Genomic DNA, 11,256 nt, shown 5'->3' with positions numbered 1-11,256 from the left:
CGATTGGATTACTACCATACGCGAGATGCTTCGGCTGCGCGGACGGCAGATGAGCATGACGTTCTTTTTGGTTTTATTAACTCGGTTTCCCCTGTGCTCTAATCCTCCGGATAAGGCACGAAGACGAAGTTCGTAAACTCTTTATCCAACACGAAAAGACAGCAAAACTCATTCGCGTCTTTGTAAGTGGCTTGGAAGGCTTCAATGCCTTCGACAGCCACGATGCCCTGCTGCACGAAAAGCTCCAGGTAGCTGGCAAAGACGTGCCATTCCAGGTTCAGCTCGTCGGCGTTCACCAGCAGGCCACCCAGCGGTACTTCCTGCTTGGCAAACACGAAAATGGGGTACTGGCTGATGTCGCGTTTGCGAATCTGGGCCGAAGCCTCGCTCAGCGTATCGGACACGGTGGCGAAATCCTTAGTGATGGTGCCAAGGTATTTGCCGTTGAGTTCGGGGTCGTTGAAGTAGTCCATGCGGTGCAATTGAACTCGTTGTTTATAATGTCATCCTGAGCGCAGCGAAGGACCTTATCACGGGCGCACTACTATCAGGTTTGAATAAAAGCCCATTCAGGGTTGTCGATAGCAATCAAAGCCTCTTTTCTAGCCCGCGTCCAGCCTTTCAGTTCCTTCTCGCGGGCGATGGCTGCTTTGCTGTCTGTGTACTCTTCGAAATGCAGCAGGTTGTATCAGAAATACCGGCCGGCAAAAGTTTGGGCCGAGCCCCGGTTGGCATAATGTTGCGCTATGCGAACGAAAAGGTTGTTGGTAACGCCGATGTACAACACCGTTCTGGCCGGATTGGTGGTGATGTACAGGTAATAAGGCATGGTAGATGTTTTGGCCTGATAAGGTCCTTCGCTACGCTCAGGATGACAGACGGTACATATTCCAGAGACGTTACTTATTCTGATTACTTCAACTCCAACGCCACCACATTCTCCACGTGGTGGGTGTGGGGGAACATATCCACTGGCTGCACGCGAGTGACTTTATACGCTGCATCCAGCAACTCTAAGTCGCGGGCCTGGGTGGCGGGGTTGCAGCTGATGTAGACGATGCGGGGCGCGCGCAGCTCCAGCAGGCGAGCCACCACGTCGGGGTGCATGCCGGCGCGGGGCGGGTCGGTGATGAGGACGTCGGGGCGGCCGTGGTGGGCGGTGAAGTCGGCGGTGAGGATGTCCTTCATGTCGCCGGCGTAGAACTCGGTGTTGGTGATGTTGTTGATTTCGGCGTTCACATGGGCGTCGGCCACGGCTTGCTCCACGTACTCCACGCCGATGACTTTGCGGGCCTGGTGCGACACGAAGCTGGCAATGGTGCCAGCGCCAGTGTAGAGGTCGTACACCAGCTCATCCCCTTTGAGGTCGGCGAACTCGCGGGCCACTTTGTAGAGCTGGTGGGCGCCTTCGGAGTTGGTTTGGTAGAAGGACTTGGGGCCGATGCGGAAACGCAGGCCTTCCATTTCTTCTTCGATGTAAGGCTTGCCCTTGTACGTCACCACTTCCAGGTCGTGGAAGGTTTCGTTGCCCTTGCTGTTGAGCACATAATTGAGCGAGGTGATGCCGGGAAACTTGGCGTACAGCGCATCCAGGAGGGGCACGATGGCCTCGTCGGCGTGGTAGCACTGCAGAATCACCATTACTTCACCGGTGGTTTCCGCGATGCGGATAATGAGGTTGCGCAGCAGGCCGGTCTGGCGCACGAGGTTGTTGAAAGGCAGCTTGTGCTGGTGGGCGTAGTCACGCACAAACAGGCGGATTTCGTTGCTCGGCTCGGGCTGCAGCCAGCAGTGCTCCACGTCGATAATCTTGTCGAACCGCGTGGGCGTGTGGAAGCCCAATACCTCGCGGTTGTAGGTGCGCGAGTCGTCGTTTATCTGCTCGGTGGTCAGCCAGCCGTTGTCGCTGAAGGTGTATTCGAGCTTGTTGCGGTAGTAGGTGCGCTGCGGCGAGGAGAGAATGAACGGAATTTCGGGCAGCGCCACTTTGCCAATGCGGGTGAGCTGGTCCACCACTTGCTGCTGCTTGTAGTGCAGCTGAGAATCGTAGGTGATGTGCTGCCACTTGCAGCCGCCGCACACGCCAAAGTGCTGGCAAAAGGGCGTGGTGCGCTGCTCCGAATAGGAGTGAAACTTCACCGGTACAGCTTCCAGGAAGCTCTTTTTGGCTTTGGTGACTTTGAGGTCGACCACGTCGCCGGGGGCCACTTGCGACACGAAGATGACGAGGTTTTCGACGCGGACGAGGCACTTGCCTTCGGCCACCATGTCCTGAATTTTAACGTTGCGGAGCAATTCCGCGGGTATGTTTTTGGCTCTGCTCATAAGGGGGGCAAAGGTAGACCGCAGATTGAACGGATTTTAACGGATTACAACGGATTACAACGGATTATTGTGGTTCCGCGCCTTTTGTCAAGGATTTCAGGCTGCACAAAACCATTGCTGAATTCTCTAAAAAGAAAAAGGCTGCTCACAAGAGCAGCCTTTTTCTTTTGCCAAAACGAATTAAAGCTCAGTCAACCGGAAGCGGAGCGAAACCACAAAAAATCCGTTTCAATCCGTTAAAATCCGTTCAATCTGCGGTCCTACTTAACTACTTCAAACCAATTTTTCAGGCTGGTGCCATTCGGCAGTTTTAGGAGGTAGAAGTAGGTGCCGGCGGGCGTGTTGGCATCGCCGCCCCAGTTGTTCTGGTAGTTGGTGGTGCTGTACACCTCGCGGCCCCAGCGGTTGAACACGGTGAAAGTGTTGCCGGGGTAAAGCTGCACGTTGTCAATCACCAGCACGTCGTTTTGGCCGTCGCGGTTGGGCGTGATGATGTTGTACGTCTTCAGTGTGTTGGCGAAGTTCACGCTGGCCTCGTTGGAATTCGAGAGCAGCGCAGTGGCATCCGTGCTGGCAGCCACTACCCGGAAATTCTGATTGAAGCCGAGGCCATTGGCAATCACGGTCGGGTCGGTGTTGGAAATCGTGGCTTGCAGCGTGCCGGCCGGAACGGTGTTCAGCAGCACGGCCGCGCCGTTGTCGCTGCGGCGATAAATGCGGTATTCCTTCACCGGGAAGCCTACGTAGGCATTCCAACTGAGCGTAGTGTTGCCTTGGTCGCGCCCGCCAGGGCCAGGCACAGCGGTGGCTTGCAGGCGGATGGTCTGGGCCAGGGTGCTGGTGACGGGCGTGCCGCAACCATTAGCCAAGTCCAGCTGGTATTCATAGGAGTTAGCCGAAGCGTCGACGGCGTTATTATCCGTGAACGTGGTGGCCGAGGCCGGCACCGTGCCCACGGCCGCAAACGTGCCGGCGCCCGCCACGCGCCGCAGCACCCGCACGGGGTTGGGCGTGTTGGCGCTGTTGGGGGCGCGTAGCGTGAGAATAACGCGGTTGTTGCTGGTGGCATCAACCGAGGCCGTGGTCAGAGCCAGGCTTGGGCTGTCGAACAAAATGGTGCGGGTTGCCGCCGGGCTGGCGCAGGCAGTGGGCGTGGCGCTGATTTCTACGGCGCTCACCGCGTACGGGCCGGTGGCGTTGAACAGCACCGTTACCTGGCTGCTGGTGCCGCCGGCTGTGACCGTGCCCCCCGTGACCGTCCACTGGAAAGTGGCGCCGGGGCTGGGGTTGGCAATGGCGTATTGCTGGGCGGTGCCGGTGTTGCACACGAAGCCCGAACCGGAAATGGTGGGCGCCACCGGGTTAGGCGTTACCACGAAGGGCGTGGAGTATAGCGGGCCGGCGCAACCGGCGGAAGTCGTTTCCTGCACGGTCAGCGTGTAGGTGCCGGGCGCGGGCACGGTGGCCAGGGTGCGGCTGTTGCCGGTGCCGGCCAGCGTAGTGCCGCTCAGCTGAAACACATAGGTGGAGCCAGCAAAGCCCCCGGGCAGCGAGAACGTGACCGGGCCGTTGGCAGCGCACACGCGGGCCGGGCCCACAATGGCCAGGTTGGTGAGGGGAGAGGGATTCACCAGCACTTGCAGGGCCGTCGAAACGCCGCGGCAGATGCCCCCGGCGGGGTTGCTAGTTTCCGTCACCACAATCTCGCGGATGGTGGGCACCGTTACCGGGGCCCAGTTTACGGTTACCGTGTTCTGGAAGGAGCTAACCTGCGTGCCGCCCGTAATCACCCACGAATAGCTCGACCCGGCGGAGAAGACGCCGCTGCGGTACGTGTAAGGACCATCGGCCTGGCAGACGGAAGTAGGCACCGGAGCCACGGCCAGCACGTCGCCGGGGCCGGTGGGCCGCACGGTTTGCAGCTGCGGGTTCACGATGACGGGCAGCACCGTGGTATCGGACGAGCAGCCCTGGGCATTCAGCCGGAATACTTTGATGAAGGCACCGGTGGTGGCCGTGCCCCAGTCTACGGTCACGGCCGGCGTGCCCTGGCCGCTGGCAATGGTGCCGCCATTTATCAGCCAGGTATAAGCGGTAGTGGCCGGATTGGGTACCGAATAGGCAATGCCCGTCACGGTGGGGCACACCGATACTGGGCCCACAATGGCTTCGGCGGCGGGCCGTGGGTTCACGGTCACCGTCACGGCGTCGGTGGAGGCGCAGCCGTTGCTGGTAGTTGCCGTCAGGGTGTAGGTGAGGGTGAGGGGGGCGTTGGTTGTGTTCACGCCCGTGAAGACGGGTTGCGCCACGGCGGCATTGCTCAAGCCCGTGGCCGGGCTCCAGCTATAGGTGTAGCCCGCGCGGGCGGCAGCCCCCAGCGTTACTTGCTTGCGGTCGCACACGGCCGCGTCGGGGCCGGCTTCGGCCACGGCGTTGGGGTTCACGGTCACCGCCACGGTGCTGGTGGCCACGCAGCCATTGGGAGTGGTAGCGGTCAGGGTGTACACCTGCGTGAGGGCGGCGCCGGTGGTATTGGGCAAGGTCACGGTGGGGTTCAAGCCCGACGTGCTGCTCAGGCCCACGGCGGGAGACCAGGCGTAGATGGTGCCCGCAACGGGCGTTCCGCCAATGGTGACAGGCGCATTCGGGCAGGTCTGCTTGGGCAGGCCGGCGTCGGCCACCGCGGCGGGGTTAATGGTCACGTCCACGGTGGCAGTGCTCACGCAGCCGTTGGCGTTGGTCATCGTCAGGGTGTAGGTCCGGACGATGGGGGCGTTGGTCGTATTGGTGCCCGTAACGCTGGGATTCAGAACGTTGGGGTTGCTCAGGCCCGTAGCCGGGCTCCAGCTGTACGTGTAGCCGGGCTGGGCCGTCGCAGTGCCGCCCAGCACCGCCGCAGTAGTGCCCGAGCAAAAGCTGAGGTTCGGGCCGGGCATGGCCGCTTCCACGGGGCTTACCGTCACGGCGACCGTGGCCGTGGCCGTGCATCCCGCGGGGCTGGTGGCCGTCAGGGTGTAGGTGGTAGTGATGGGGGCGCCGGTGGTGTTGGGCAGGGTCACGGTGGGCTGGGCCGCCGTGGCGCTGCTCAGGCCCGTGGCCGGGCTCCAGCTGTACGTATAACCAGTCAGGGCGGGAGTGCCCAACGTACCCGAGGCCACGCCCGGGCAAATAGTGCGCGCCGGGCCCGCATTGACAATGGCTTCGGGGCTTACGGTAACGCGCACCGTGCTCACGCTGGTTGCGCAGTTGGGTGCCGTGGAAACCGTCAGCGTATACACCTGCGTGATGGGGGCGCTGGTGGTGTTGGGCAAGGTCACGGTGGGCTGGGCCGCCGTGGCGCTGCTCAGGCCCGTGGCCGGGCTCCAACTGTACGTGTAGCCCGTGACCGCCGCAGCCCCCAGCGGGGTAGACGCTACGTTCGGGCACACGGTGCGGTCAGCGCCAGCATCAGCCGATGGAGGAGGCGCCACCGTCACGGTCACCGAAGCCGAAGTGGTGCAGGTGCCATCCGTGCCGACCACGGTGTAGGTGGTGGTGGTGGTGGGCGTGACGGTAAGGGTAGTATTGGTAGAAGTAACGCCACCGCCCGACCAGCTGTAGGTGAGGCCCGCTGGCCCGGCCACCGTAAGTGTGCTCGATACTCCGAGGCAGAGGGTAGGGGCACTCGGCGTCACGGTCAGGGCCGCCAGCGGGCGGATGTCCACGGTTTTTACCACCGAATCGGTGGGACAGCCGCGCGACGAAACGCCCTTCAGCACCAGGGTACCGGTGGTGTTGGCACTGGCCCAGGTCACTTGCACGGTGTTGGTGCCCTGGCCGCCCGTGATGGTGCCGCCCACGGCGCGCCAGTTGTAGGAAGTGGGCACGGGGCCGGCCGCCGTGTAGGTGCGCACCGTGGCCGGGTCGCACACCAGGGCGGGCCCGTTGATGGCGTTGGGCCCCGCGGCGCGCGTCACGGTAATGCGGAAAATGTCGGAGGCCAGCTTGCCGCCGCAGCCGTTGTCCCGCACCGTAACGGCCAGGTCGTAAGGCGTGGCGCGGGCATCGCCGCATTTCGAGTTAAATACGAACGTGCCCGTGACCGTGCCGGTGCCCGAGGCCGAGGCCGTACCCGTTAGGTTGCCGGGTTGCACCGTGCCGGTGTTGCCGTTCAGGGTGGTGAGGAACGGGCCGCTGCCATCGAGCAGGGCGCTGTTCACCGTCAGCACCAGGGGGTTGTTGCTCGCCTGCGTGGCCGTTATCGGAATGGTAAGCGACTGCCCTTCCTCAATGGTGTAGTTGCGGGGCGTGGTCACGGCGGGCGGCAACAGCGGCGGCGGGGTGGCCGGGCAGGTAGACACCACCAGCTGCAAGTCGCGGCGCGTGGTGCCGAGCAGCACTTCCCGCCCGTTGATGGTGCGGTATTCCGACACGTCCACGGCAATGCCGTACAAGCCGTTGGTCAACCCACCGTATTTGGCAATGCCCGTCGAGGCGTTGATGAGCGCAAAGTTGCCGTTGCCCGGGCCGAATGGGGCCGAGCCGCTAAAGCCAGGGAAGTAAGGAACCAGGCTCGGGAAGGGCGGAAAGGTATTGGTGTTGTTCTGGTTGCCGAAAGGCGTGCCGAACGAGTACACCAGCCGGTCGCCATCGGGGTCGAAAGCGTTGTTGAGCGTGACGGTGGTATCGTTCTGGCACACGATGGCCACGGCCGTGTCCGAAAACACCGGCGAGCGGTTGGAAATCAGGGGCGGGGCCATGCTCGTGTAGAGCGTCAGCGGCAAGCTGCCCCCGCTGGGGCCGCCGTTCAGATTGTTGATGTTGGTGAGCGTGTTGTTGCGCGCCGACACGGAGTACACCGCGTAGTACCCGTCAAACGACACGGGCAGGTTCACCACCTGCACGTATTTGCACAGGTAAAACGGCTGGCTTGGCCCCTGCACCGCGCAGCCTTGCGGCACCGACGGCGAAATGGGAGGAGGCAGCGGCCCGTTCGCCGAAGGCGAGGTACGCTGAATGGTTGGAGTCAGAACCCGGGCACCCGTCGTGCGGCTGTAGATGGATACCTGGGCAAAAGTGGGAGGCGCGGCGATGCCGCCGGGATTGGTGGCGTACAGGCCGTTGCTGTACAGCGTCACGGTAATTTCGTACCGAAAGGGGTTTCCCGCGGGGCCGTTGGCGTCGAGGTAGCGGTAGCTCATTTCGCCACCCAATAAGTGCGTGGCTTGCGCCGGGCGGGCTCCCAGCACCAGCAGCGTTAGCAGCAGAAACGACCCCAGAACGCGCCGGAGTAAAAGTGTAGACATACAGTACAGGAAAAGGAAAAAAGCAGAAAAAAGCACTCTAGCGGCCTGCTGACGGCCAGCCTTTTGCGAGGTGGGAAATGCAAGGAATTGTTGGAAGCCCGCAGCAGCCTACTCCCGCACCACGCGGCGTGAGGCGGTGAGGCCCTTGGCGTCGCGCAGGCGCAGCACGTACACGCCCGCGGCCAGGCCGCTTAGGTCGAGGGCCGCGTCGGCGGCGGGGCCTAGGCGCAGGGAAGTGCGCAGTACGGTGGCGCCCAGCAGGTTTTGCACCTCCGCCGAGTACAGGCCGGCGGCGCTGGCATCGGGCAAGCTCAGGTGCAAGCGGCCATCGGGAGTGGGGGTGGGGTACACGCTCAGCGCCGGCAGGGCTTGGGCGTCGCGCACGGCCAGGGGCTGCACCAGCAACCGGTAGTCTTCCACTTCGGCGTTGAACAGGTTGGTGGCGCAGGCCGAAGGAAAGTTGGTGTTGGTCGCGCTAATGATGCGCATGCGGGTGCTGCGACCGGTCGCGCTGGCAGGCACCGTGAACTGCCCCGTGAAGGTGGCCGGCGAGGTATTCGTCGTGATGCCGTCCAGCACTAGCTCCGACGTTTCGAAGACGCCGTTGGTGTTGTAGTCAACCCACACCGACGTGCGGTGGATGGCGAATAAGTTGGTCGTCACCGACATGGATACCCGCGCCCCGGCGCCCACCGTGATGACGGGCGTCACGTAGTTGATGTAGCCGCCCGGGGCATTGGTCGACACGTTGTTGAAGGCCGGCTGAGCCGTGGGCACGCTCACCGAAGTCATGTAGAAGTTGCTGGGAAACTGCGTGCCGCCGGAGCCGGTGCCGCCGGTGCCGTTGGCTGCGCAGTACGTCAGGCAGGGGATGGCGATGGTCAGGTAGTTCGGGCGCGAAGCGTTGGCGGGGCCGTTCGCATTGGTAGCGGTCAGGCCCACGGTGTAGGTGCCCGCCGCCGTGTATTGGTGCGAGGGGTTGCGCTGGGTGCTGGTGGTGCCGTCGCCAAAGTCCCAGAGCCACGAGGTTGGCGAGTTGGTGCTGAGGTCGGTGAATTGCACCGGGTTCACGCAGCCGCCGGGCACGTAGTTGGAAGTAAAGTTGATGCCGGGGGGCAGCGTGTTGGGCTTAGCAATCACGGTGTAGTCTTCCACCTGGCCGCTTACTGGGCTGGTGCAGGGGGCGGCGGTGTTGCCCACGGCATCGGCCACCACGCGCAGGCGCAGGGGCTGGTTGAGCACGGTGTTGTTGGGCAGGATAAACGTAGTCGTGGCGCCCGGGCTGGGGGCGTTCACATTTTGGTACACCTGCTCGGTCGTGGCGAAAGTGCCGTTGTTGTCGGCGTCCAGGAACACCCGGATGACGTGCGGATTCACGCCCCCCGTGGTGATGGTCATCGAGTTGCTGATGCCGACCACCAACTCCGTGCGTTGCGGGCAGGTGAAGTCCTGAAAGCCCGCGCTGCCATCGGCCGACGTGTTGTCGATGGTGCCCAGCCGGAAGCGCGTGATGCCGTAGTTGGCGAAGTAGTTAACCGTTTGAGGCGAGCAAGCGGCCGCCAGCGGCACGGTGGCGTTGTACACGATGCTGGTGGCCGCGCTGGTGTTGACGCCGGTCCCGTTGGTGGCGCGCAGGGTCACGGCGTAGGTGCCGGCCGTGGTATAGCAGTGGTTGGGGTTTTGGGCGGTGCTGGTGGTGCCGTCGCCAAACGTCCACAGCCAAGCCGTGGGCAGGTTTTGGCTGGCGTCGGTAAACTGCACGCAGCCCGTGCACGTGAGGGCGCCGCTGGTGGTGAAGGCCGCTACTGGCGGCGCGGCATTGCCCGACAGGGTCACGCTGTAGTCTTCGGTTTGGGAATATTCGGGCGTCGAGCACGACGTGGGCACGATGCCGTTGTCGTAGTCGGCGGCCACGCGCAGGCGCAGCCGGGTGCTCAGCACCGCCGAAGCCGGGGCCGTGATGGTGCCCGTGTGCAGCGTCTTGCTGTTGGAGCTAAAAGCCAGCTCCGTGTTGCCGGTGAAGGCGCCGTCGTTGTTGTAGTCTATCCACACGCGCACGTTCTCGGGCGTGCTCGCGTTGGTCGAGACGCTGATGGGGTAGCTCTGGCCCACTACCAGCGCGGCGTTGGTGGTGCAGCTCAGGTCCTGGTAGCCTTCGGACTGGCCCACCGACGTGCGGTTGATGAGGTTGGTGCCCACCGTCACGTTGAGGATGCCCATGTTGAAGGCCGTGGCCAGCGGGTTGCTAGCCCGGCCCGGCGTGCAGGTGGCCGCTGCGGGGCACGTTTGCGCCGAGGCCGAAAAAGCCCCCCCCAACACCAATAAAACAACTGCAACACCCGGCGCAACACGGGACCAAGAACGTAGAAGTGGGGTCATACAGAACCAAAAAGAGAATGCGGGGAATTCAATTGATAAATGTAAGGAGAAAACCGGGACGACGTAGCCAAAACGGGCCATTGCTTCCGGCCAATCCACCGGCTGAAAGACCTGTTGATGCGGGCCCGGTGCGGCATTTTCTTCTCCGTGCTGGGTTCGTTGACAGCGCCGCGTGGGCTGCGGTTGCACAGAGGCGCAAAAATCGCACCACCCGGCCGTAAGTTTGCCCCTGCGCTTTGCCCGCACCCTTTTCCCTCCGGGCCGCCGAGCTTCGCTTTACTTTTATGTTAACACCCACAGTTCTCATCACGGGCGGTACTTCGGGCATTGGCCGGGCGTGCGCCCTGGCGTTTGGCCGCGCCGGCTACCAAGTGGCTTTCACCGGCCGCGACGAAGCCAAGCTGGCCGACACGGCCCAAGCCCTGGCGGCGGCCGGCGTGGCCCATTTGGCCGTGCGCGCCGACGTGGGCGACGAAGCCGCCGCCGCCCGCGCCGTGCAGGAAACCGTGGCCCGCTTCGGCGGGCTGGACGTGCTGCTCAACAACGCGGGCATTTCCATGCGCGCCCGTTTTCAGGACGCCGACCTGGAGGTCATCAAGCGCCTGATGCAAACCAATTTCTTCGGCACCGTCTTCACCACCAAGTTTGCGTTGCCGCACCTGCTGGCCAGCAAGGGCACCGTGGTGGGTATCAGCAGCATAGCCGGCTACCGGGGGCTGCCGGGGCGCACGGGCTATTCGGCCTCCAAGTTTGCCATGAACGGCTTCCTCGAAGCCCTGCGCACCGAACTGCTCGACCAGGGCGTGAACGTGCTCACGGCCGCGCCCGGCTTCACGGCTTCCAACATCCGGCAGGTGGCACTGGCCGCCGACGGCTCCTCCCAAGGAGAGTCGCCGCGCGACGAAGGCGCCATGATGACGAGCGAGGCCGTCGCCGACGAAATCCTGAAAGCCGTGCGTCAGCGCCGCCGCACCCTGGTGCTCACCGGCCAGGGCAAGCTCACTGTTTTCATGAACAAGCTATTCCCCGGCCTCACCGACAAGCTGGTGCTGAACCACTTCCGCAAAGAAGAGAAAGGCGAGTTGTAGACGAATGCCTCCTGTCATTGCGAGGTCGAAGACCGTGGCAACCGGACGTAACCAGAGCTAATCCGTCCTGTCCTCAGCGACTCGCCTAGTAATGTGACAACATCCTTAACGAAAAGCCCTCCCGGGTATGACCCCGGCACTGCGCAGTGCCGGGGTCATACCCGGGAGGGCTTTTTACA

Annotated in this window: 6 protein-coding genes; 1 reads left to right on the top strand and 5 read right to left on the bottom strand. The window is 63.0% G+C overall.

Features of this window, described 5'->3' with window-relative positions; genetic code table 11:
• Positions 1-98: 98 nt before the first annotated feature.
• From VF629_RS11730 to VF629_RS11710, 5 genes are all read right to left on the bottom strand, one after another.
• Complete coding sequence (locus VF629_RS11730; RefSeq protein WP_331058670.1) at positions 99-473, bottom strand: hypothetical protein; 375 nt, start codon at positions 471-473, stop codon at positions 99-101.
• Positions 474-688: 215 nt separating this feature from the next.
• Positions 689-829 (bottom strand): GIY-YIG nuclease family protein, encoded by a 141-nt coding sequence (locus VF629_RS11725; RefSeq protein WP_331058669.1) that lies wholly within the window; start codon positions 827-829, stop codon positions 689-691.
• Positions 830-912: 83 nt separating this feature from the next.
• On the bottom strand, positions 913-2,325 hold the full coding sequence (gene rlmD / locus VF629_RS11720) for a 23S rRNA (uracil(1939)-C(5))-methyltransferase RlmD (protein WP_331058668.1): 1,413 nt from the start codon (positions 2,323-2,325) through the stop codon (positions 913-915).
• 260 nt (positions 2,326-2,585) lie between these two features.
• The gene (locus VF629_RS11715; RefSeq protein WP_331058667.1) at positions 2,586-7,610 is read right to left on the bottom strand and encodes a gliding motility-associated C-terminal domain-containing protein; all 5,025 of its coding nucleotides are present in this window, start codon (positions 7,608-7,610) and stop codon (positions 2,586-2,588) included.
• Positions 7,611-7,718: 108 nt separating this feature from the next.
• Complete coding sequence (locus tag VF629_RS11710) at positions 7,719-9,929, bottom strand: GEVED domain-containing protein (RefSeq protein WP_331058666.1); 2,211 nt, start codon at positions 9,927-9,929, stop codon at positions 7,719-7,721.
• Between the two features lie 344 nt (positions 9,930-10,273).
• On the opposite strand from VF629_RS11710, the gene VF629_RS11705 reads away from it, so the two are divergent.
• Positions 10,274-11,077: an SDR family oxidoreductase gene (locus tag VF629_RS11705; protein ID WP_331058665.1), complete on the top strand. Its 804-nt coding sequence runs from the start codon at positions 10,274-10,276 to the stop codon at positions 11,075-11,077.
• Positions 11,078-11,256 lie beyond the last annotated feature (179 nt).

It is taken from the genome of Hymenobacter sp. (genome assembly GCF_036388155.1).
Classification (GTDB): Bacteria; Bacteroidota; Bacteroidia; order Cytophagales; family Hymenobacteraceae; genus Hymenobacter.
This window is presented reverse-complemented; position numbering and strand designations above follow the sequence as displayed.

Bases quoted from the DNA above. Each gene is read 5' to 3' on its own strand.
- VF629_RS11715 (WP_331058667.1), bottom strand. From the start codon at position 7,610: ATGTCTACACTTTTACTCCGGCGCGTTCTGGGGTCGTTTCTGCTGCTA.
- VF629_RS11705 (WP_331058665.1), top strand. From the start codon at position 10,274: ATGTTAACACCCACAGTTCTCATCACGGGCGGTACTTCGGGCATTGGC.
- VF629_RS11730 (WP_331058670.1), bottom strand. From the start codon at position 473: ATGGACTACTTCAACGACCCCGAACTCAACGGCAAATACCTTGGCACC.
- VF629_RS11725 (WP_331058669.1), bottom strand. From the start codon at position 829: ATGCCTTATTACCTGTACATCACCACCAATCCGGCCAGAACGGTGTTG.
- rlmD (WP_331058668.1), bottom strand. From the start codon at position 2,325: ATGAGCAGAGCCAAAAACATACCCGCGGAATTGCTCCGCAACGTTAAA.